Genomic DNA, 23,871 nt, shown 5'->3' on the forward strand with positions numbered 1-23,871 from the left:
ATATATGAATAAAGGCCACGATTTAAAGTAATAACTTTAATAAAAATGAATATTTTAATTTAAGATACAAGCTGTTAGATTTAATTTAATAAATAGCAAAATGTTGCTAACAAAACGCAAAAGCCCGATTTTACCGCTTTGTGGGAATGAAAAATGATCGATTTTGGTAAAAAAATTACTCCAGCGCGCGAAATGCGTTCTACCAATAATTTACACACGGCGCTTGAAAGTGATCGGGGCCGCATTATTAACAGTGCAGCAATTCGCCGTTTGCAGCAAAAAACCCAAGTTTTTCCACTAGAACGTAATGCTGCAGTGCGCTCAAGGCTTACCCACTCGCTTGAAGTACAACAAGTGGGTAGGTTTATTGTGCAAACCATTTTTAATAAGCTCAGTGATGCAAAACAAAAAGAATATGGCTTAGCTGGGCTTGAGCGCCCGCTAGAAAGCCTAGTAGAAATGGCGTGCCTAATGCACGACATAGGCAACCCGCCGTTTGGTCACTTTGGCGAAGCAGCCATCAACCAATGGTTTGATAAACACTTAGACGCACTGACTCCTGAGCGCTGTAAAGGCATTGGTATTAGTGTGATCTTTAAACACCTTGCCCAAGACATAAAAAGTTTTGAAGGTAATGCCCAAGGTATTCGCATAATTCATTCATTACTTTCTCTAAACTTAACCTACAGCCAAAGTGCCGGAATTTTAAAATATACACGCCCGGCCAGCATGGCGAAAATAGACAGCCCGCAAGATAAAAACTACTTGATGAAAAAAGTGGGTTACTACTTCAGCGAAAAGCCGTTTATTGAAGCACTACAAACTGAACTCGAAATTGAGCAATACTGCCGTCATCCTGCTAGCTACATTATGGAAGCAGCTGACGATATATCGTATTGTTTGGCCGATATTGAAGATGCCGTAGAAAAAGGCATTATTAGTGTTGAGTCGCTTTGCGAAAAGTTAAAAGAGCAATACACCCGCACACTCACGAACCTAACCATAGACGATACCAAACACAGCGACTTTGCCGAAAAAGCCATTGATTATGCGTTAAGTAAAGCACAAGAGCAGCCGTACAATTTTAATAGCGAATTTTTTATCTACCTGCGCGTGACCTTGCTACACCCATTAGTAAGCTACGCAGCAGAGCGGTTTATTAATAATATTGAAGCCATTTACCACGGTGATTTTAATCAGGCTTTATTAGAAGATCGAAGTCACTTGCATGCCGTCACGCTCACTTTAAAACAAGTGGCATTAAAGCATGTATTTTGCCACAAAGAAGTAGAGCGTTTAGAGCTACAGGGTTACCGTATAATTAGCGGTTTACTTGACTGCTATAAACCTTTACTAGCCCTTGATGCTGATGCTTTTAAACGCGTGTTAAAAGGCGACCAAAACTACTTAATTGAAACTCGTCTTGTTAAAAAACTATCTAATAAACATTTAAATAGCTACCAAAAAGCCATTGATGCCCTAAAAGCCGAACCGGATCATTTTGCCGCTTACGAGTTCTATTATCGCTGCCGCTTAATTCAAGATTACATAAGCGGAATGACTGACCAATTTGCTTACGACGAATACCGTGCGCTCATGGTAATTGATTAACCACTACGAATACGCTTAATTTGTTAACCAAATGTGGATAAATTACTCGTCTCAGCTTAGAATTAATTAACTGTTAGGTCATCGACTAAACCTTACTGGTCCAGAACTTATGCCAATTATAAAAACAACTTTTCTCTTATTACTCCTAAGCTTAAGCTTTACGAGTAAAGCACAGTACAACGAAGCCATGTGTATTTTGTTAAAACAGCAAATGCATGAGTACCGCTTTAACACCAGCAATAAAAACTATCGCTCAGCTGCCAGAAACTATGAGAAAAACTGCAAAAATCCAACGCCAGTAAACAATGCAGCTGCTTTCGAAAAACTAGAACAACAAACGAAAGAAACAGCCCCAGTTAATTCAACTGCAGCGGCTAACCCTAGGGTGCACTCAGGCGCTATTCAAGCAGAACCTGAAGAAACTACTGCACCAATTGCAGAGCAAACCGTTGAACCTATCGAACAGCAAATGCCAGCAATTGAGCCAGAAGTTCAAGAACCAGAGCTTTCCGAACAAACAAGTGCCTCAGCAGAACAAACCGAAATACCAGCAAAGGTTGACCGTATTACGATTTCTGATGCTCCTGAAGAACCTGTAGTAGAATCAACTACAAGCTCTGCTATTCAAGATCAAGCCACTGAAGTGAAAACCCAAAGTGCTGAGACTGCAACTGCTGAAAAACCAGCTGAACCTGAAGTAAAAGCAGAACCTGCACCAAAACCTGCGCCAACACCTGCACCTATGCCAGAACCTATTCCTGCAAACAGCGATAGCTCTTCAAGCTCATTATTAATGCCAAGCTTAATTGTGTTGTTGGTATTACTTGTTGCAGGTTTAGTGATTGTGCGTATTCGTCAAAGCAAAAAAGCAGACGCCGATTCAGAACTTGAACAAAGCCTAATGCAAGCTAAAGCCCTTAAAGCAGCTGCGGAAGCACAAGCAGCTGCTGAAAAAGAAGCTGAAGAACTCAAAGAAGCAACAGCCGCAGTGCTGGCTGAAGAACAAGAGCACCCTCATGAAGACAGCTACCCGCTTGCCAACGATACATTTACAGCAACCGAAACAGATAATAATGACGAGCTTTCTGAGCTTATGCACTTTAGTGCTCAGCGTGATAAAGAAGAACAAGAGTCTGAAACTTCACCTGAACAACCACCAGCAGAAGACTTTGCTGATGCCCATCAATTCGAAGATCTTGAACTAGGTTACGACGAGAAAAACGTAAGTGACGCTGATGACGACTTTTTGGATGAGCAGCGCGGCCTAGAGCAAGAGCTAAAATTAGCAAGCCTAGAAGGTTCATCGTATAGCATCAACGAGGAAGCTGAGCCGCAAGCTGATGACGTTCAGCAAGACGAGCCTGAAACACAGCCGGAATCAGAAGAACCGAGTTATACCGCTTCGTCATCATTTGGTTTTGACGAGTACACAAACAAAGAGCCAATTAAAGACGAGCCTCTTACACCTGAGCCATTTGCAGATACTGATAACAATGAACCAGAGAAGCCTGAATTAGAAGAGCCAAGCTTTACGAGTTCGTCATCGTTTGGCTTTGATGAATACTCAACTAAAGAGCCTATTGCCGACGATGAGCCAGCTTTAACTGAGATAGAAGAACTCGAAAAGCCGGAAATCGATGAGTTAGAGAAACCAGAATTTGAAGAGCCAAGCTTTACTGCATCTTCATCTTTCGGTTTTGATGAGTATTCTACAAAAGAGCCTGTTACCGACGATGAGCCAGTATTAGCTGAGATAGAAGAACTCGAAAAGCCGGAAATCGATGAGTTTGAGAAACCAGAATTTGAAGAGCCAAGCTTTACGAGTTCGTCATCGTTTGGCTTTGATGAATACTCAACTAAAGAACCTATTGCCGACGATGAACCAGTATTAGCTGAGATAGAAGAACTCGAAAAGCCGGAAATCGATGAGTTAGAGAAACCAGAATTTGAAGAGCCAAGCTTTACTGCATCTTCATCTTTCGGTTTTGATGAGTATTCTACAAAAGAGCCGATTACTGACGAAGAACCGTCTAAAGATGAAGTGCCCGAATATGACTTATCATCATTTATGGGTGATGATTTATCGTTTGCTGATCATTTTAATGAAGATGAGCACACAGTCACTGCGCCAAACCCAGCAGAAGAACACGACGACATTAACGATGATGATTTAGCTAAAGCCTTACAAGCACTAGAACAAGAACTACAAGATGAACCAGCTTCCGTTAATGTAGAAGAGCCGTCACAGCCAGCGGTAGAAACTGTTGATTTGTCTGACGAACTGAGTAACGACGATAAGCTTGAAGAAACGCCTGAAGAAAAAAGTGAAGAAGCCGACAAAGAGCCAGAGCAACAAGATGATAAGCCGTATAATCCGTTTGCGAACTTATCGCTAGATCCAACCTGGGACCCAAATTCAGACGAAAAGCCTGTAATAGAAAGTAAAACCAAACAGCCAAAATCACAAGCCTTAATTGACGCAGAAGAACGCGCCAAACAGTTTAAAACGGATGAGTGATTAAGTTACGAGGTACGAGTTTCGAGGGGAAAGGTACGAGAAATGAGGTGCGAGGTTCGAGGTGCGAGATTCGAGATTCGAGATGCGAGATTCGAGATGCGAGTTTGTAGCAGCGATTTTACATCGCGTTCTAACGCCTAAACCCCAGCGCCTATGTTTCCCCCGTAGGACTGGCTTTAGCCGGGAAATGTTTTAAGTTAGCGAGTCTCAAGTTACGAGGGGAAAGGTGCGAGATGCGAGATGCGAGGTGCGAGATTCGAGTCTGTAGCAGCGATTTTACATCGCGTCCTAGCGCCTAGAACCCAGATCCTAGCGCCTATGTTTCATTCGTAGGCGTGAAACTTGTTTCGCGCGTCTGAGAGCTGAAGGCTGAAAGCTCTCATTTATGTTTGATTCGGCACTAAAGTACCTCCTACAAGGTTCAAATGCAGAGAAGAACGCACGACCTAACCAACCCCACAGTTCGACTGATATCTAACATCTGACCTCTAACGACTAAAGCAGCGATTTTACATCGCGTCCTAACGCCTAAAACCCAGATCCTAGCGCCTATGTTTCATTCGTAGGCGTGAAACTTGTTTCGCGCGTCTGAGAGCTGAAGGCTGACAGCTCTCATTTATGTTTGATTCGGCACTAAAGTACCTCCTACAAGGTTCAAATGCAGAGAAGAACGCACGGCCTAACCAACCCCACAGTTCGACTGATATCTAACATCTGACCTCTAACGACTAAAGCAGCGATTTTACATCGCGTCCTAACGCCTAAAACCCAGCGCCTAGCGCCTTTCCCCTTTCTAACTTTACTCTTTCCCCTTTACTCTTTCCCCTTTACTCTCGCTAACTAAATGCTCACTTCACCACTGGCCGTGGGCGCATTAACCAATGGAAAATAAATATCAAACCAAAGAACACCGATACAGCTAAAGCACACAACACAATGATGTTGGTTGGTAAGAACGAATCGGTGCTGTAGCTGTAGCGCTTTAATTCTTGCTCGGCGCTTAACTTAGCTCGTTCGGCTTTGCTAGGTAAAACAAACTCATGAAACGAATCTGTTGGTTTTGCTTCTGTACGGGCAAGTTGCGCACTTTTTTGCTGCCATAACATATCAAATTGCTGAAACTGAATTTGCTTATTTTCAAGGCACGACTCAAGGTTTTGCAACTGTAACGATCGGGCAGCACAACGTGGCGGCATAACATAAAAGCGGTCCCATGCAGCTTGCTTACTGATGTAGGCTTGCTCAGTTAATGGCTTTGCCAAGGTGTTTTCAAGCTCAGTAATATCAGGGTTATACAAAGACGACTTTAGCTCAGCAATTTGCTCTTCACTAAAGCAAGTTTCAGATATTCGCGCCGACAAGCTTTGAATGCGCTGCTTATAGGCTTCAATTTTGTCGAGAAGATTGGTTTTACGCAGGGCTATTTGTAGCTCTATACGTTCGGCTTGCATGCTTTGACATGCATCTGAAGGAGCGCTTTGCTGCGCCCAAACAAAAGCGGGCAACAACAAGGCTGTTGTCATTAAAATCCGTTTAATCATTAATTTACGTCACTGTAAAGGTTAGGGGTACAGATTATCAGTTTCTAATAAAACTGCAACAAATCTGCGGCAAATTCATCTAAAAGAATGACAAATTACCTGCCTAACAATTTTACATAGCGAACGAGTAATAATCATGAAAGGCTTAAGGTTAATTATTTCCACTATCAAACTGCTGATCGCTCTTTTATGTTTCATTCGGCACTAAAATACCTCCTACAATACCTCCTACAAGGTTGTTATTACAGAGAAGAACACTCGACCTTAACAACCCCACAGATCGACTTTCCCCTAGAGCCTAGCTCCTTTCCCCTCGCATCTCGCTAACTTTGTCTCAACACACCTCCACCTTCTCTACCTCAACAGGCTCCGCCAAGGCATTTTCATAAAACGCGAACACAGCTTTGGTATAAGGCTGAGCATAATGCTCATCAAGGGCGGCTTGCGATGCAAACTGCTCAACTAAAAACAAACAACGCTGTTCTTTACTCGCAAACAATTCAAAACGATTACAACCAGGCTCTGCACGAGTGACTGCTAATATGCTCTGTAAATGCCCTTTACAGTCGTCAAATAATGCCGCCTTTGGGGTAATTTTTGCCACGATATTAATCATACTGACTCCTTACTATATAACTTTAAAACCAATGCCCTAATTGGCGGGGCAACCGTAAAAGCCACCACAAACGCAGCAGGCCACGCATTAGCAAACGCCTTCATCCAACTTAGAAAAAATGTATCGCTTAGCCCTAAGTTGACATAAGTGACCCATGCCGAAAGTAAAAACGACATTAAAAACGAAAATGCCGCAGTAAAAGTAAAATGAATTTTCATATGTCCTCCTTGGCGTTACTATATTTGCACAGGCCAAGTGGCAACAGTCACGAAAATGCAAACTAAGATTGAGGGAGTCGTATGCTGGATGATCTGCATTTATTTATTGAAATAGCGCGCCGTAAAAGCATGAGCCAAACAGCAAAAGATTTAGGACTGAATCTATCGACCCTATCAAGGCGCATTCAGGCGTTAGAAGAAAAACTCGCTGAGCCATTACTGCAACGTACAGCCCGAGGCATTGTGTTAACCGCCAAAGGTGAATCACTGTATAACGAATTAGGCGAGCAGGTGCTTGCTCTTAACAGCCAGCTTGAGCAATTAAATGACTCTCCCGCCGCTAGAGAGTTTTACCTTTTATGCCCACAAAACATCATTGCGGGCCCACTGATGGGGGCAGTTAATCAGTTTGCGATGGCAAACCCTGCGCTAAACCTCCACATTTACCCAAGTAATGCCAATAGCCAACTAAGCCAAAAACGTTTTGATTTAGCCATTCGCATCGGCGAACAACAAGACTCAAGTTATTTTCAAAAGCGCCTAGGCATGATCGCAATAAAGCTGATTAAAAAGGCAGATGCCCCAACATCAAGGCTGATATTGCCCTATTCAGAGTCACAATTACCCAGCGGTTTGCTAAATAAATTAAAAACCGAGTATGAACATATAAGCTTTTGCTTTGATATTACAATCACCAGAAAAATGGTTGAAGCAGGCTATGGCATTGGCTTACTGCCGATGAGCGAAATTTGCTGTATAGACGACACCAGCAACTTTAGTTATATCGACTCCCCCCACAACATTCCCGCAAGGTCAATTTACGCTCTCTGGCCACATTCACGCACGCCATCAGCAAATGCCCAGTTGTTGATAGAACAACTCCAAACCAGTATTGAAGACTCACCGAGCTTGCAAGGAGAAATATTAGCGCTTTAGTTGCAATTTTCTCGCTTCTCGTCATTTTAGGTCGGGCTTTAGCCCGTGAAACATCAATCTTTAAACCAACGATAAAGACCAAACACAAACAACATGGCCGCAATGCCAGCCAAGGCTAATTGCCAAATTTTAAGGTTATTCAACTTTGTAAATTGCGGACCAACACTCTCATCTAAAGGCGGCGAAGCTTGCTGAATTGGTGGCTCGATTATCGAGCTCTTTATTGCAACTTGGCTTGTGACTTTGTTTGTATTTATTTCTGTAATGGTCGGCTTTACAGTAATAACAATATCTTTATAGTCTACTTTTCCTTTACCGCTCCAAGCCGATTCAAATAATGCCTTTTGCTCAGCTTTATTTTCGCTACACCATACAAAATCAGCCTGCTGAATATTCTTAGCTCTACAGCGGTCCGGTAACTGATAAAACTGCCCCCAAGCATGGCGCTTTTTATCGTCATTATATGAGTTTGAATACACCGTAGAGTTATGTACTTTGGTGTTTAAAAGTGCGGTAGGGTTCGAGCGATACGTATAATTACCGCCATTGCCAGAGCTTCTTTTTGGGTGTTTGCAGTGTCTCGCCAACAGCGTAAAAAGCTCATCTAAACGTTGATTCCACCGTTCGCCTTGCTTAGCCGTATAGCTACGATTCATTCTCTTACGAATGCCCTCGCGCTCAGCCTCAATACTATCGCAGCGACTTTTTGAATATTGCTCTTCAGCAACCGTGTTGAAACTCGCTAGCAAAGTAGCGAGCAATAAAATCCATTTATTCATAACATTACATCTGTGTAATTTGGTAGGCCACATTGTACCAAATTGAGGGCGAGGAAAAAGTGACCTTTTAACTATTTATTTAGTTATGTCGCGTTGGCGACGGCAACCAAAGAGAAGTAAACGCCGACTTCTCTTTGGAATCTCTCGGCGCCCCGAGGTTCACACTGTTTCCTCAATTTGAATTAATTAAATGAACGTAAACAGCGTAGATAGGCACAACTTACACATCCCTGTACGCACCCCAGTTCGGATATCCATATCCTCTCGTTCAAAGCTTCGCTTCTCACCCGTGGCCAAGCTACGCTTTTTACAGCATCCATGCTGTAAATTACTCATAATTAATTCAATTTCGGGTTTGAACACGGGGATAAATCAGCAATCCCCCCCATGGCTAAATTTGTCGATGTAAAAAGAGTTATGTATATTAATTTTAACTTAGCTGAGAAATTAAAATGACAGAGCAAAATCCAAAAGGTGTTTGGCTTAACAGCAAAGAAGCGATGAAGCGCCTTAAAATAAGTGCTTGTGAATTAATGCACCGCCGTGAGCGAGGTTTGCTTAAGTTTGAAAAACGCGGTCGCGCTTATTTTTATTATTTTGAATACCCAAAGGGAATTTAAGTGTTATTTAAAGACATACTCATTGAGATGCAAGAACAAGATATCAGCATATCTGAACCTCAAGGCTTTCAGGCCTATGCAAAAACTAATAACGTTTCAGCGAATACTGCTGCGAGCATTTCGATAGATTCATTTAAAAAGCTACCTAAGGTACTTAAACAATCAAACGTTATGGTACTCAGGTTAGGATCTCGTCCAAAGGATAACCAAACATACTTTTCATTAGTAAAAACTATTAATGTCCAAGATTTCTTTTTCGATGATGAGTCGCTATTCGGCAAACTGAAGCCAGAGTTATTTTTACCAAATGTTTCAATCCGCAGTCTGTATGCTTTTCAGTTGCTACCTAAGGTCACTGAAACCTCAGTTGTAAATTTAGCCATAGCATCAGGCTTAATGGCTGAAGCTCTTAATCTAGAAGATGACAAAACTATAGTCGTTCCAGCAACAGGGCAAAGTACATTCACTTTTAATTTTAAGCCTCTAGCGAATGAAAACATTGTTCTACAACATATCAATGGGCAAGTTGAAATTGATGCCGTATTTGTAGCAAAACGAGATGGTAAAGAGCATTTATTTGTTGTTGAGGCAAAACATGGCGATAAATTTGATTCGTTAGCAAAGCACAAATTGCTTTACCCCAGTTTAAGCTTGTTACAAAAGATCCCCTCGTCAATGCCAATTGTACCGGTATACCTGAGAAGTATGAAAACTGATAAGGGTATCAACTTCTTTGTGGCAGAATGCTCTCGCATTGTAAATCAACAAGATGAACTATATAGTTTAGATATGTTGAGACCCTGTAAAGTACAGGCACTGCATTTAGCAAATTATTAAGATATGAATTCAGAGCAATTTAAAGAGTTAGTTAAAAAAGTTAAAGTCGCCAAGAAACTGCCAGATGCAATATATTTTCATAAAGATGCATTCGAACACGCACCTCAAGAAATCGTAAAGTTCATAAAGATTGTTGCCCAAGCTTTAAAGATTGATGAAGCTGATTACGACTTAGTAAAGCTTTTTAAAAATGATTTTAGACTATCCCTTTTAAGTTACCCTGATTTTTATTCCGAATCGTATCCACCACTAAAACAAAGTGTAACGGTAGACCTTGCAAAGCTAACTCATAAAGTTACAAGCTACGAAAACACAGACAACCCCCCTATTCTTCATAGAAAAGAAACCATGATCCCATCAGATAGTAATCACTACACTTTATTTTGTGATATCACAGCTGAGGGGGAACAAGCGGGACTTTATGAAAACAGTCGAATGATTGGTTTCAAAAGCTCATGGGAAAGGCTAATTGACAAAAAAGGCTATGAGCTAGTCGATGGTAGGCTTTTTAGACTCTCAGCAGTTGCAAAAACTGACGAAGATAAATCTATCGATAGACATTTAACTGCAATAGTTAGACATGAACTATCAGCTCCTCTAAAGACATTAGCAAAGCATGGTTTTTTAGCTGGTGAGCTTTCTATATTTGATTACGGATGTGGGCGCGGTGATGACCTCAGAGAACTCGAAGCACATGGTTTAGATGCGTTAGGTTGGGATCCTAATTACCGCCCTGATGCAGACAAAGTCAATTCTGACATTGTTAATATCGGCTTCGTTATTAACGTTATTGAAGATAGAGATGAAAGAATCGAGGCATTAATAGGTGCTTGGGAGCTTACCGATAAGCTTTTGGTTGTGTCGGCAATGCTTGGAAATGAATCACTAATCAGTCAATTTCAGCCATATAAAGATGGCATTATTACGAGCCGAAATACGTTTCAAAAATACTATACTCAAGCTGAGCTAAAAGCCTTTATAGAGATGAGCGTAGACGAAAATGCTATAGCAGTTTCACCAGGTATTTATTACATATTCAAAGATAAAAAGCTTGAACAGCAGTTTTTACAAAATCGACACAAGCGTAGATATAAGTGGCAACACTTAACAGCTCCAGAGCCTGTAAATGAAGACCAAGCACGTATCTTGTTTACACAACACCACTCACTCTTTGAGTCATTTTGGTTAACTTGCTTAACTTTAGGGCGCTGCCCAGCAAATGATGAATTTGATAAAAGTGATAAGTTAAAGGAAGTAATAGGCTCAAATAAAAAAGCATTACAACTAGCTTTAAAATGGTTTGATAAAGAAGAGCTTAAAACTGCTGAAACAATGCGTAAAGAAGACTTGTTACTTTATTTTGCTTTAGCAATGTTTGAAAAAAGGAAACCTTACACCCAACAGCCAGAAGATTTAAAGCGAGACATAAAAGCTTTTTTTGACACTTACAAAATTGCTCAAACTCAAGCTACCGAACTTTTGTTTCAAATTTCTGATAGTGAATTAATTCAAGAGCTTTGTATCGAAGCCAATAAACTATTACCAGCAAGCAAAATTGACTTTGAGAATGACGAACCTCACGCACTAACCTTTCACAAAGACTTTATTGATTTATTACCGCTTGTATTACGTATCTACGTTGGCGCAGCCTTACAAATGTACGGTGAGCTTGATGACATACAACTTATAAAAATTCATATGCATTCAGGTAAGGTGACACTGCTCGGTTATGAAGGATTTTATGACTCGCCTCTGCCCCAGCTTAAAGAGCGCGTAAAAATAAAAATGGCAGAGCAAGATGTAGATTTCTTTGATTATGTAATTGAAGAAAAACGTCCACTACTTCTTAATAAAATTGACTATATTGATGATACTTTTGACGATTATAAGAAGCAAAAGTCGTTTAATAAACGCCTCAAGAGACTGCTCCATAAACTTGAGAGTTCTAGATTGAACCGACATAGCCTAGATACCTTACTAAAAACTGAAGGGTTCTTCATATCTGGTTATCGTTTTTACTCAACTTAAAAATAATTATGATAAAGCTTGTCTGATATCTCTAAAAAGGAGCTACGCTTTTACCTGCAGCTCTTAAGTAAGGGTTATTAAGCTTTATATCTTGTTAATAATTTCGAGGTTCTAAGTTAAGGGCCTCAGCCGAGCTATCCCAAATTAACTCTGAAAGATTTTGCTGCCGCTTTTCTATTGACGATCTATTCCACTCTTCAACATTTAGCAAAGATTGAACAATTAAACCGAGGGCATGATTTTCTCTCATAAGTGATTTAATTGCATTTTTTACTGTTAACCCTGATTTATGGAGCTCTTCTAGCATTAAATCTACTTCAGTAACATCTTCAGCAACAAAACATTTAAAGTATTGCTTCTTAACTCTCCAATTATTATTACCAATTGCTGTATTTTCAGCCTCTGGTAGTAAAGTTAGGTTGCCAAGACAGTTTGGTAGCACCTCCCCATCTTGATATATCCTAGCATCCCAATCTTTTGCATTTTTAATATTTTGAGGGGCAATGTGTTCAATTGTTGCGTACCTTTCACTTCTCCATGCGCTCAAGTTTAACAAGTTATTCGACGTGCTGGTTTTAACGCCTCTTTGAGTAATTATAAAGTCATTTTTATCAACAAGCTTAGAGCGATGGTAAGTAGACAAGAGAGCTAGTTTTACTGATGGCTTACTAACATCATAAATACGAATACCTTTAGACTTATTCGCCCAGGCCGAGTATGTCTCTATTTTTTTTCTCCTAAGTTCACTTTCCAGAAAGTTCAGAAACTCAGTTTCAGACAACAGATCATTCTTACTCTCTGCTCCAACACAAAACGGTTTAAAGCTCGACGAACCTAGCATAAGCTTTCTGTAGACACTATCAATACCTGAAGTGTTAGGGTGAGCTAAACGCCATAATAAAGTAAAGCTTGCTAAAGCTCTTATGCATCGAACTAATGACTCACCAGTAAAAACATTAACCATCCTAGTTAGTATTGGTATCGTACGTGTACTATCAAGCTCCCGAAAATAATCAAAGTAGACTAAAACTTCATCTCTATCAGTGTAATCATCAAGCTGGTTAGTTAACTCTTTTTTATCCCAAAAATTCTTCCTAAAATCTACAACATCCTTTAAAGAATCAATAAGTGAAGAGGTATACTTTTTGTAACGAGCATTATCGTATAGGTCAATTAGTTTATTTCTTTGCCAGCTAAGATGGTCCTCAGTTTTAATACCGGATACATAACTAATAAACGAAGTTACAATTTCTCTAGAGACTTTGCTTCTCGACTTGTGAGGAATTGAAAGTGTATAAGAGTCAATAGAGTTTAGCTTCTCAATATCTGAAGAAACTAATAAATCATTATTGCTTAATGCTTTAGCTCTAAATATATCTAGCGCAGTTAAAGGTACTCCTGCTGTATTTAGAGATTCAAATGCATCAAATTGATATTTTTCGTATGTTCTCACTTCAGTAATAACAACATTAGTAAAGACATATTTTGAAAGAGAAATAACTTTTATCAATTTTTCGATTTTATCAAACTCGCTTTCAGGCACCTTTTTAATATCCGACTTTATTGTTTCTAAATCGAAATCTTTTAAATTATAAAAGTTAGTCAATGTTCCTAGAAGTGAGCTAGCGCAAGTATCCTTTAAGTATGATGCACTTTTTAGTTCCTCATTGATAGCGGATAAAGCATTATTGATACCTATTTCCTCTTCAGATGCATTTAGCTTCCAGCTAAAAGCATCACCATCATTCCTACTTAATATATATTCAACATATTGATATAGAAATTTTGCTACAGGTGATGAGTAATTATAGCGATCTTTTCTAAAGCTTAGGGTATCTAAGCCCTCTCGAGCGATTTTTGGCATGTACTCCCAAGCCTCTAATTCTCGAATTTTTGTTTCAAAAAGACAGTTTATCGTCTTCTCATGGACATCATCTATTTCATCTTTCAACCACTTTCTTAAATACGATGATAGCTCTTTCAGTTCAGAATATGCTTCATACAAAAACGTATTTATACTTAATAAAAAAAGCATGGTTGTTGTTAAACGCTGCTGCCCATCTACTACATTTAGAGGGCAATTTGTTTGGTCTAATTTATCTGAAATATTAACCGTAATTATGCTCCCTAAAAAGCATAAAGATTGAAGCGGGGAGGTATTATCTAGCCTTAAAAAGCCTTCTTCAATATCCTTGACCAATCTTACAACATCAGTTTTCGTCCAAGCATAGTTGCGTTGATAGGAGGGAATTTGGAAAATTACACCATTACTCGAAAATAAGGTTAATAAATCCCTAGTAGCTGGTTTGAAAATATCTTCAACTTGTTTCATTGCTATTTGATCATCCTTTAATTCTTAAAACTTCACTTCGTCTACCTGGCATATAAACTTCTATTTCATCACATGCATAAAGCTTGAGGTAAGAATACAAATTAGCCTGGAGATCTTTTATTTCTTGCCGATATGGCGCTGGGTCGTCAGCTAATGCATCATGTAACAAGCTTGATATTTGCCCGAAACCTAAATCACGTCCTGACTGGTTTTCTGTAATTTGTTTTTTTAACCAACGGTATGCTTTTGTTTGCTTAAACAACGTTGATGCTGTTCTTAAGTCACTCTTAGCATTTTCAACTTGAGCAAATGGTAATGAAGGGTTTAGTTGATATTCATTTAAAGTAATACCGGGTTTACCTAGCGGAAAGTCTGATACAAACAGCTCTGATGTTTGTGGCAGTATCTCCTCAGGCCATACTGGAGGTAAATCAGCTTTATCTTTCTCATCAAATTGCTCTAAAAAATTCTGCATTTTATCAAGCATACTTAGAGTTAGGTCAGTTGCTGATTCAACAATTTTCTCGATAAATACTTTAGATTGTTCGCAAGCATTTACTTTGCTACACGACTCTAAATTACCATTATTAACTAGCGCTAACCCTTTGCCCGTTAGATTAGCACTGCCATTAAAAATAGTGTCATTATCTATTTGGTAAATTTTTGCATGTAGATTTGCGAGAGCTTTTACTTGGTAGCCATTGTTAATACAATCTCGAAGTGCGCTTAAATCACTTGCTCCCCTTGCAAAATCAATTGGGGTAAACCGACCAATCAACCGAACTTTGGGGTTATTCTCAGAAGTTAAATGACCCAGCCAGCGTGTAGCTGGTAGGGTCATGAATGCTGTTATGATTGTTAATTCGTTGCTACTAGGCAAAAGTTGCTCTAGGTGTTCTGTGAGCTCTGTATTTGTAATCAGGTGCGACATCAAAAGTCATCCAAATCTTCAGGTGTTTGTAAAAACTCACTTATTACTAACCCCCACTCTCGACGGATAGTATTTAAATAAGCTAACCTACGCTCATCAGTAGTCTCATTCATAACACGTGCAAAACCTGCAATAGCCGTTTGCATTATTTCTAATTCATCCCCCTCAAGCTTGCTGATAAGCTTTTGGTAAAAAACATGATTAGTATTGAATAAAACTAAGGTTAAACCTTTACTCGTAGATACATCGAAAAATGCTTCGGAATCACGAGCAACATCTTCAATTAAAAAGCGATTACCAGTAAGAATTAGTCTCTCAGCTTTTTCTTCAGCTTCTTCATCACTCATTCCACCAGCTTTTTTAAGATGGTCAACAACATCTTCTTTTTTAAGCTCTTTTGGTGCTTCACCTTTTGTTTTATGACCGTGAGTTTCACGGTGAGCTGAACCTTGTGTTGCTTTACTTGCAGCTCCTTCAGAAGTCGTTTTAGGCTCTTCAGTTCCTTTAGTTGCTTTTCCTTGAATGTTTACTTCTTTAAGCTTTTTTTCCAGCTCTTTAACTTGTTTGGAAATTACATCCGTAACTTTAAAAACCTCTAGTAACGGATCTGAATTTTCTAAAAGATCTCGTTTATAATCAGCTTCACTATCAAAACCAGCCTGCTCTGCTATGCTATGCATCTCATAAGGAATAATTTTTACTGCATCTTGTTTATTATTTGTTACCCCAAATACTGTATCTAGGCATGGCGGAAAAGATACCTCTATGCCGCAAAAACGTCCTTTACTATTCCCAAAGTCACCTTTAAAGAATGAGTTCCGCAGGACAAGCTCCCGGCCAGCCCGAGTTATAGAAACACCAATATTCTTTCCACAGTGTTTACCCCATTGGGTTGAACCAAGAGTTGATGCTGTGGTTTTAAGAATCCTATTTGCGATACTCTGCTTAACAATTGAAGTGGTAATAGTAACATCAGCCCTTTTAGGCTCACCATTATCATCTAAATATTCAACAGAAATGACTTCTTTATCAGCTTGCTCGAAAAACGCTTCATTTTTATAGTTACCTGGTAACTCTGGTAACGAAGTGTTCTTAAGTAGATACATTGGATCATTGGCTTTGAAGTTAAACCTTTCCCAAGCACTTAAAGAATCTGTTCCATCATGCTTATATATAACACTATCAATCTTAATATTATCTTCAGCGATGAAGTGACGATACATTCGACCGACTAAATGTTCGCAATGTCTATAAATTGATTTACCTGTTTTCCAGCTGAGCCTATCTAATTGAGACCAAATAACAAGAGTACCTGAATCAGGCCTTTGTGGAAAAAATGCTTTCACAAACTTCTCAGGAATTGCCTTTATTACGGGTTCTGGCACTTCTTCTAAGTCACCTGTTTTCATTTGTTCAATATCAAGAAATGTATGATATGGTTCACCACCGTTTTGCCAGCTCCATACATCAACGCGCTTACACTGCGAAATAGAGGAATTAGGTAAGCCCATACCAAATTTCCCCATACCTTCACTATCATTTCGGTGTGTCCCTCCCCCAAACTGCATCGCTTTTCGCAATGTTTCAGGTGTCATACCAACACCATTATCCCAAAGAGTTATCTCAGAGACAGTGTAATTTTTTTTATTAGCTAACTGCTTTTCAATAAACCCAACTTCAACACGAGTTGCCTTAGCTTGTAAGCTATTATCTATTAATTCAGCTAATGCATAGGCCGTATTGTTATATCCATTGTCTCTTAAAGACTCAATGACTGTTTCAGCACTTAAAAATCGATTGCTCATTACAACTCTCCCTTTTCAGCCCACATTTCATTCCAATACCCAAAAGCAAGGCTAATACTTTGAAACTCAGGTATATCATCCATTACTGTATAAATATTACATTCACGATTACCGCCACTCCGATGCCCTCGCATAGCTCTTCCAGCCATTTGAAGATATTGAACGAGAGAGTTCATAGGCTTTGCGATAATAGTTACATTAGTTTTAGGTGCATCAAAACCGGCTGTTAATACATTAAAATTAACAAGAACTTGTAAATCACCACTTTTATACTGATTTATTTTAGCTCTTCTGCTTTCTGCAGAGTCATTTTTACTATCTATTGAAGCCGCCTTAATACCTCTATAGGCCAATGCTGTAGCTAGATTAATACTATGCTCAACATTACAAGCGAAAACGATTATTTGTGAGTTGTTATGACACTCTTTAATAATCGTCTGTAATATTTTCCGGTTTCGTTCAATATTATGCGCAAGAGTATTCATTGTTTCTGGTCCTCCGGCATCTTTAAGCTCAAATGCCGTAATACCCGAGTGATCGTAATTTAGCGACTTAAAATTTGCCTTTGCTAAGTAACCCTTTTCAACAAGATAATCTATTGGTGAGAGGTAACCAGAAATACGCATAGAAACTTTATTATTATCATAGAAGTTTGCTAATTGAGCATCTTCATCTGACAGGCCATCTTCTGAAAAACTCCTTCCAGGTGTTGCAGTTAAGCCGATCAATGATGCTTTAAAATAATCATCATTGATAAAATCATCCACTACTTCTTTAAACTTTGGAGCTATAGACTTGTGAGCCTCATCAAAAATTACCATCGTTACTTTTTGAGCAAGTTCTTTATAGAGAATCTTTAATTGCCGAGAGTTGTTCTTTCTCAAGCTTAAAAACTTGTGAAGGCCAGCAACAACAAAGCCTGCGTCTATACCACTTAAACTTTCATTTGAGTTCGAATAGAAGCCATAAATTGAAGTTGCTCTATTACCTAATGACTGCCAAGCTTTACTGAATTCAGCATAAGCTTGAGTGCACAACTCTTCCCTATCAGCCAACCATAAAACTACATTTTTATCTGAAGCTCTTAAATGCTCTGAAGCAATATTCATTGCAGTTCTTGTCTTTCCTGCACCTGTAGGTAAATGTATTAAGACTCTTGAATTACCAGCATCCAGATTAGCGAAAACTTGCTTTGTAATATCTTGTTGATAAGGGTACATGGCATAATTAGGCTCAACCCTTGTTAAACTTTCAAGGTCGGTGTTTTGCTTCAGTTGTTGCTCATATAGTTCACCTAAACCGATGGTTGATGCAAAGCTACCGGGATTAGCCTTAGCCCAACTTATAACCGCATCGTAATGAGCAGGCGTTACATTATTAGTTTCTATTTCGAGTGATGGAAATAATTCAGGAAGTAACCTAGGAGGGAGTCTATCGATTAAACGCTCCCTCAAAGTATCATCAAATAAAAAGTCAACTTGCTTAACACTTGCGACTATATTTGCTAGGTTATTTTTATTATAAGAGTTTTGTTCGCTGATTTGATTATTAGAATCTTCAGTTTTCAATGCAAAATCTAGTGACTTTTTAGGTAAAAAACTGAGTAACTCATCTTCTGAAAAATTAGCTAAAATACTGGTGAGCATAGTAATCCCTTAAGTCAACATCCATTGTAATTATTATTTTTCTGAACAAAATAATAATTAATTACCTTTATGATTCATGACATTACAACAAAGCCCCCACAGGGACAAGGGAAATAAGACAAAAAACTTAACCCTGTATGAATGAACAGTCTTTATCATTGTTTTTAGATAGTTTAGGCTTCCGTTGCTCTCATTTTCACGTTACTATCCTTCTGGACAAGTTCTCCAGGAGTAGTCTCAAAGCATGAAAGCTAAATTTACAGGTCACGACACCTTCCCTCTGCGCTATGGATGGTTATTCAAAGCAGTTAATCATTTGAATTCAAATGGTAATTTCTCAAGCTCCGACGAAGAGAGTATTCGTCATTCTATTGTAGAGCTTGGTGTAGGTAAAAATATGGTTAAAGCGATTCAGTATTGGGCTGAGTCGAGCGGTATCATAGAAAGCAATCGTAAAAATAATAAAACGCTACATAATGTGACTGTAAATAAAGGCCTTTACTTATTTGATAAGGGCGGTAGAGACCCTTATTTAGAGTTGCCTGGCTCTATATGGCTACTGCACTTTTGGTTAAACTTTAATGACGAACACTTAACAGCTTATCGCTACTTTTTTAATTACTCTAATGTTCAGCATTTTGAAAAATCAAAACTGATAGATGACTGTTATGAAGATGCTAAGCGCTTAGTGAAAAGCGAAATTGGTAACGTTACAACTATCAAAAAAGACATGGATTGTTTTTTAAATATGTATAGCAAAAAAGTTAAAACAACAGCGAAAAAAGTCGATGAAGATCATTTCACCTCTCCTCTTGCTGAACTTAATTTAGTACAGGATAACGGCCGCTCTTTTTATGTTAGTAACTTAACTGAAAGGCCTGAACTACCTATTGAAATATTTGTTTATGCCCTACTGGAGTTTTTTAAAGTAGAAACAACTGAATCTAAAGTGAGCACTATCGATTTTGATTCGTTACTTACTAAACCGTGTTCGCCTGGACGAATATTCAGGTTATCAGAATCAGGTTTAGGGCAAAAACTCGATGAAGCGCAAGAATACACTAATAAAAACATTTCATGGGTAGACTCTTTAGGACTTAGACAAGTAAACATCTCTGAATCAGAAAAGAATAATACTATTAATTACTTAAATGAATATTACGGCAAATACAATGTCTGAATCTCTTATTGCAATTAACCAACGATATAAAAGTTCCACTCGCATTGATGTTGATAGTGGTAATTTAAAACCTTTTATAGATGACTTTATTGTTCATGGTACAGCAATAAATGTACTCGATACTATTAGCCGTGAGTTCGAAGGTAGTACGCAAAGAGCGTATACAATTACCGGCCCGTATGGTTCAGGTAAATCGACAGTAGCTTTGTTTTTATCATGCTTGTTATCGGTCGATTCAGAACAAAGAAATTACGCACTAAACAAATTAAATAGTTCTCAAAATGTTATAACCGAATTTGATGATAGGTTTAAAATTACTAATGGTTGGAAGACCATTAAGCATGTATGCGGTCTAGAGGCACCAGCAAATAGTATTCTAATAAGCTTATTGAGAGCGTTTGACGTTGAATTTGATCTACAAGATATACAAGCTCTTGATGATGACCAATGCTTAGCACAGATAAAGTCACTTCTACAAAAACAAACTGAAAGCGAAGACGGCGTTTTAATTTTACTCGATGAAATGGGTAAAGCTCTAGACTATCAATCACGTGCAAATAAAGATTTGCATTTATTTCAGTCACTTGCTGATATTGTTCAACAAGTTAAGCGTCCTGTATTACTGGTTGGCTTTTTACACCAAGCATTCTCTGATTACGCTAAAAATAAAGATGTAAAAACACAGCAAGAGTGGAGCAAAGTTCAAGGCCGTTACAGAGATTTAAGCTTTAATCCTTCTATTGATGAATCATTAGTGCTTGTTGGTGACTCAATTTTTAGAGCACCTAAAGTTGTTAATGCTCTCGAATCTAAATATGAAAGTTTAGTTGATATCGTAAGCTCTGTATTTACGAATCAAAACAAAAATGTTGATGCTTTAAGCAAAACACTACCTTTAGATCCTATTGTTAGCTTATTACTAGGCCCAGTATCTCGTCGTCGCTTTTCACAAAATGAACGAAGTTTATTTGGCTTTTTAGCATCACACGAAAAATATGGTTTCAGAGAATTTTTAGAATCTGAATATAGTGAGCTTAATGAAGAGTTAAGTTTATATCGTCCTGAAATGTATTGGGACTATTTGCATCATAACTTACATCATTTAATTGTAACTTCTCAAGATAGCAAGGCGTGGCTAGAGGGCTGTGACGCAATTTATAGAGCCGAACAAAAAGGCGATGAATTACACACAGCCATTACTAAACTAATTGCTTTACTTACTATTTTTGGTTTTCATCACCAGTTACACGCCAAACGCGAGTTTATAAAAAAATATTTTGTTAGCCGCGGTTATGAAGCTGACGAAATACTACAAGCTTTGAGTGATTTAGAAACCTGGACGGTTATAATTTACCGACAAAAACACGATGCTTTATTTGTGTTTCAAGGTAGTGATATTGACATAAATAATTTAATTCACGAACGTATTGAAGCAATAAGCTATGGTGTTGATTGGACAGAAATATGTGATATACCACAGAACATTTTAGCAACAGCCCATTACCACAAAACAGGGACTATGCGTTGGGCAACAACCAAGCTTATAAACAAATACGATGTTGCTCTTGTTAAACCATTTGTGACCCCTCCAAAAACGGGAGAAGCTTTTGCTACGTTTATTTTATGTGTGAATGACGATATTGCTAAAGAACTTAAAGCGCATGAGAAGACAATGCCTTTTAGTATTGTTGGTAAGTTTAAAGACTTTTCAAATTTAAAAAATGCAGCTATTGAATTAATTGCTTTAAAACAAATACTCAAAGATGAAAAGAAAATATCTCATGACCTTATAGCTAAGAACGAACTTGAGAACAGAATTAAGTTTGCACAAGCAAACGTAGATCATGAGCTGCAATATGTTTATAAAAATGCTGATTGGTTTCATTGTGGTAAAAAATTACAAGCAGCACCTTTAACATCTATCGCTTCAAAAATTGCAAATGATTTGTTTAACAAGTCACCTGTCGTTATAAACGAGTTAGTTAACCGCTCTAAGCCCTCGGGTAGTGCGAATAGCGCTATTCGTAAGTTAATGAACGCCATGTTTGAACAAGGCGATGAAAAAGATCTAGGTTTTGATGAAAAGGCATTTCCACCTGAAAAAGGCCTTTATCTTTCTTGTCTAAAAAGTAAAGGTTGGCACTGTGAAACATCAGAAGGCTTTTTATTTCCAGCTGAATGGAGTAAAGACTCTCAAAAAGCCAACCCTGAGATGTATGAGTTATTTAAAAGTGGCTTTAGCTTTATAAAAGAAAACTCAAAGAACAAACAAGTAACATTAGCTGAACTCTATGATTTTTGGATGCGTCCTCCTTTTGGTTTAACTGCAGGTTTATGCCGTATTTATGGCTTAGCTTTGTTAAAGTCTCTCGAAGGGCAAGTTGCTTTTTACGATTGGGATTCGACTAACCAGTTCATTTTTATTCCTGAACTTGATGAAGAGCTAGTAAACAAAATATACAAACATCCAAATGAAGCTGGGGTTCGTTACTTCGAGATATCTGAAATACAAAGTCACTTACTAGACAATTTAGCTCAGGCGACACTAGGTGAAGCTAAAAATGACGCTGCTATTTTAAACATTGCTAAACATATTGTGGGGATTGTTCATAAGCTGCCTACATGGGTTAAAAAGACTAGTGGCGAAAGTTTTACTGGTGATAAAGGCAATGGTTTAACAAAGCAAGCTCGTGACTTTAGAAATAAAGTTATTGCAGCAAACGATCCTTACAAATTAATTTTAGATGATCTACCTGCTGTATTTGGGTTTAAGAAAGATGACCCTGCACTTGAAGACAAACTTGGAAATTATTTAAAAACTGCTATTGAAGATTTAAGTGCTCAGCACGATATTTTGCTAAGTGGTTTTAAGCAAATAATAGTTCAAATGTTAGGTGAAGATTTTAATCATACCCTAAAAGAGCGTTGTGATTTTGTTGAAAAGATTGCTAAGCGACCAAATGTAAAAGAGCTTGCAAAGCGTATTTCACAGCACATTGATGGTAAAACAAAATTTGAATTTATTATTAATTTAGCCACAGGTACACCAGAACGAAATTGGACCGATAAGCATTTGCGTAATGGCCTTGATGAATTGCAAAATTTATGTGTTCAGTTTAGAAGAATTGAGTCATTTGGAAATATTCAAACTCAAGGAAATTCTAAGCCTTTAGCATTTATTACCACCGATAGTGAAGGTAATCATCAAGAATTTGGTGGATTTATTAAGCACAATTTAGATCAAGATAAAGACGTAACAGCTGCTGTTGAAAATATTCAAACTACGATTGTTAATATGTCAAAAGAGAAACAGCTTGCAGCATTAACGAGTTTATTAACGAACTTGATGGAACAAAGTGAGTCAGAGGTAGCTGATGACTGAAAAAGTTAAACACGTACTTGGGCTTTCTGGCGGCAAAGATAGCAGTGCTTTGGCGCTGTTTGTAAAGGAAACATACCCTGAATTAGATGTAGAATACTTTTTTACAGATACAGGGTATGAATTGCCTGAAACCAATGAATTTATAGACCAACTAGAAGAGAAGTTAGGTTATATACATAGGTTAAATGCTCGTTCATTAAATAATATTGAAGGACGTGGCGAAAAAGATTTTGCTCACTTATTAAAAGAGCATGGTAACTACTTACCTTCACAAAGAGACCGCTGGTGTACCGTACAAATGAAACTAAAACCATTTGAGCAATGGTTAGATGGTTTCATCAAAGATGGATACAAAATAAAGAATTATGTGGGTATTCGTGCTGATGAACCTGAACGTACGGGTTACATGACTATAGAGAAGCCTATCGAGTCAGTATTCCCATTTAGAGAGCATGGCATTGTTCGTAGTGATATCGAAAATATATTACAACGCAATGGTTTAGAACTACCTGAATATTATAAGTGGCGCTCTCGCTCAGGATGTACTTTTTGTTTTTATCAAAGGAAAATTGAATGGGTTAAGCTAATGGAAAAGCACCCTGACCTTTTTGAAGAAGCAAAAGCATTTGAAAAAGGTGATGATGAAAATACTACTGTTGGCGAACGCTTTTATTGGATGGGCCAAGGTCAGCCTTTAGAGACTTTAGAAGATCCTGCTGTTCAAAAGCGCATTATTGAAAATCATGAAAAAAAAGTAGCTCGTTTCAACAGAAAGAAGCGCCGAAATGCTTTGCTAGGTGATTTTGAAGGTTATTGTGAATTTAATGAACTTGATGATATTTATGACGAAGCTGAAGGCGGTGGAGCCTGTGTAACTTGTTATAAATAATA

The 23,871-nt window shown here is 38.3% G+C and carries 17 protein-coding genes; 9 read left to right on the forward strand and 8 right to left on the reverse strand.

Going from position 1 to position 23,871, the window contains the following annotated elements:
- Positions 1 to 153: 153 nt before the first annotated feature.
- Together dgt and L1D51_RS09500 are read left to right on the forward strand one after the other, a co-directional pair.
- Positions 154 to 1,611, forward strand: coding sequence for a dGTPase (dgt, locus tag L1D51_RS09495; protein WP_054563229.1), 1,458 nt, complete (start codon positions 154 to 156; stop codon positions 1,609 to 1,611).
- A gap of 109 nt (positions 1,612 to 1,720) precedes the next feature.
- A complete protein-coding gene (locus L1D51_RS09500) occupies positions 1,721 to 4,129 on the forward strand; it encodes a hypothetical protein (RefSeq protein ID WP_239963524.1) in 2,409 nt (802 codons plus the stop codon).
- A gap of 848 nt (positions 4,130 to 4,977) precedes the next feature.
- Here the strand turns inward: L1D51_RS09500 and L1D51_RS09505 are convergent.
- From L1D51_RS09505 to L1D51_RS09515, 3 genes are all read right to left on the reverse strand, one after another.
- Positions 4,978 to 5,670, reverse strand: coding sequence for a hypothetical protein (locus L1D51_RS09505; protein ID WP_152968948.1), 693 nt, complete (start codon positions 5,668 to 5,670; stop codon positions 4,978 to 4,980).
- Between the two features lie 334 nt (positions 5,671 to 6,004).
- On the reverse strand, positions 6,005 to 6,286 hold the full coding sequence (locus L1D51_RS09510) for a putative quinol monooxygenase (RefSeq protein ID WP_054563226.1): 282 nt from the start codon (positions 6,284 to 6,286) through the stop codon (positions 6,005 to 6,007).
- The gene (locus L1D51_RS09515) at positions 6,283 to 6,504 is read right to left on the reverse strand and encodes a DUF2798 domain-containing protein (RefSeq protein ID WP_054563225.1); all 222 of its coding nucleotides are present in this window, start codon (positions 6,502 to 6,504) and stop codon (positions 6,283 to 6,285) included. Before L1D51_RS09515 ends, L1D51_RS09510 begins: the two co-directional genes overlap by 4 nt.
- An 81-nt stretch (positions 6,505 to 6,585) precedes the next feature.
- Between L1D51_RS09515 and L1D51_RS09520 the strand changes: the two genes are divergently transcribed.
- Complete coding sequence (locus L1D51_RS09520; RefSeq protein WP_239963525.1) at positions 6,586 to 7,440, forward strand: LysR family transcriptional regulator; 855 nt, start codon at positions 6,586 to 6,588, stop codon at positions 7,438 to 7,440.
- Positions 7,441 to 7,493: 53 nt separating this feature from the next.
- Here the strand turns inward: L1D51_RS09520 and L1D51_RS09525 are convergent, their stop codons facing one another.
- A complete protein-coding gene (locus tag L1D51_RS09525; RefSeq protein ID WP_239963526.1) occupies positions 7,494 to 8,219 on the reverse strand; it encodes a hypothetical protein in 726 nt (241 codons plus the stop codon).
- 452 nt (positions 8,220 to 8,671) lie between these two features.
- On the opposite strand from L1D51_RS09525, the gene L1D51_RS09530 reads away from it, so the two are divergent.
- The 3 genes from L1D51_RS09530 to L1D51_RS09540 are packed head-to-tail and all read left to right on the forward strand — an operon-like array spanning position 8,672 to position 11,704.
- On the forward strand, positions 8,672 to 8,839 hold the full coding sequence (locus L1D51_RS09530; RefSeq protein WP_239963527.1) for a hypothetical protein: 168 nt from the start codon (positions 8,672 to 8,674) through the stop codon (positions 8,837 to 8,839).
- Positions 8,840 to 9,676: a DUF6997 domain-containing protein gene (locus L1D51_RS09535; protein ID WP_239963528.1), complete on the forward strand. Its 837-nt coding sequence runs from the start codon at positions 8,840 to 8,842 to the stop codon at positions 9,674 to 9,676. It abuts the gene before it with no gap.
- A gap of 3 nt (positions 9,677 to 9,679) precedes the next feature.
- Complete coding sequence (locus tag L1D51_RS09540; protein ID WP_239963529.1) at positions 9,680 to 11,704, forward strand: DNA phosphorothioation-associated putative methyltransferase; 2,025 nt, start codon at positions 9,680 to 9,682, stop codon at positions 11,702 to 11,704.
- A 94-nt stretch (positions 11,705 to 11,798) separates the two neighbouring features.
- Here L1D51_RS09540 and L1D51_RS09545 read toward each other — a convergent pair whose 3' ends face one another.
- The 4 genes from L1D51_RS09545 to L1D51_RS09560 are packed head-to-tail and all read right to left on the reverse strand — an operon-like array spanning position 11,799 to position 18,418.
- Complete coding sequence (locus tag L1D51_RS09545) at positions 11,799 to 14,036, reverse strand: DUF262 domain-containing protein (RefSeq protein WP_239963530.1); 2,238 nt, start codon at positions 14,034 to 14,036, stop codon at positions 11,799 to 11,801.
- A 10-nt stretch (positions 14,037 to 14,046) separates the two neighbouring features.
- Complete coding sequence (locus L1D51_RS09550; protein WP_239963531.1) at positions 14,047 to 14,967, reverse strand: phospholipase D-like domain-containing protein; 921 nt, start codon at positions 14,965 to 14,967, stop codon at positions 14,047 to 14,049.
- Entirely contained in the window at positions 14,967 to 16,772 is a 1,806-nt protein-coding gene (locus tag L1D51_RS09555; RefSeq protein ID WP_239963532.1) for an ATP-binding protein, read from the reverse strand. Before L1D51_RS09555 ends, L1D51_RS09550 begins: the two co-directional genes overlap by 1 nt.
- Positions 16,772 to 18,418 carry a DEAD/DEAH box helicase gene (locus tag L1D51_RS09560; RefSeq protein ID WP_239963533.1) on the reverse strand — a complete coding sequence of 549 codons (1,647 nt, stop codon included), beginning with the start codon at positions 18,416 to 18,418 and terminating at the stop codon, positions 16,772 to 16,774. Before L1D51_RS09560 ends, L1D51_RS09555 begins: the two co-directional genes overlap by 1 nt.
- Before the next feature lie 244 nt (positions 18,419 to 18,662).
- Between L1D51_RS09560 and L1D51_RS09565 the strand changes: the two genes are divergently transcribed.
- The 3 genes from L1D51_RS09565 to L1D51_RS09575 are packed head-to-tail and all read left to right on the forward strand — an operon-like array spanning position 18,663 to position 23,869.
- Positions 18,663 to 19,598: a DUF4007 family protein gene (locus tag L1D51_RS09565; protein ID WP_239963534.1), complete on the forward strand. Its 936-nt coding sequence runs from the start codon at positions 18,663 to 18,665 to the stop codon at positions 19,596 to 19,598.
- Positions 19,591 to 22,980: a hypothetical protein gene (locus L1D51_RS09570; protein WP_239963535.1), complete on the forward strand. Its 3,390-nt coding sequence runs from the start codon at positions 19,591 to 19,593 to the stop codon at positions 22,978 to 22,980. Before L1D51_RS09565 ends, L1D51_RS09570 begins: the two co-directional genes overlap by 8 nt.
- Positions 22,973 to 23,869 (forward strand): phosphoadenosine phosphosulfate reductase family protein, encoded by an 897-nt coding sequence (locus L1D51_RS09575; protein ID WP_239963536.1) that lies wholly within the window; start codon positions 22,973 to 22,975, stop codon positions 23,867 to 23,869. The genes L1D51_RS09570 and L1D51_RS09575 overlap by 8 nt, the downstream gene beginning before the upstream one ends.
- Positions 23,870 to 23,871 lie beyond the last annotated feature (2 nt).

Source organism: Pseudoalteromonas shioyasakiensis (assembly GCF_022398475.1).
Taxonomy (GTDB): domain Bacteria; phylum Pseudomonadota; class Gammaproteobacteria; order Enterobacterales; family Alteromonadaceae; genus Pseudoalteromonas.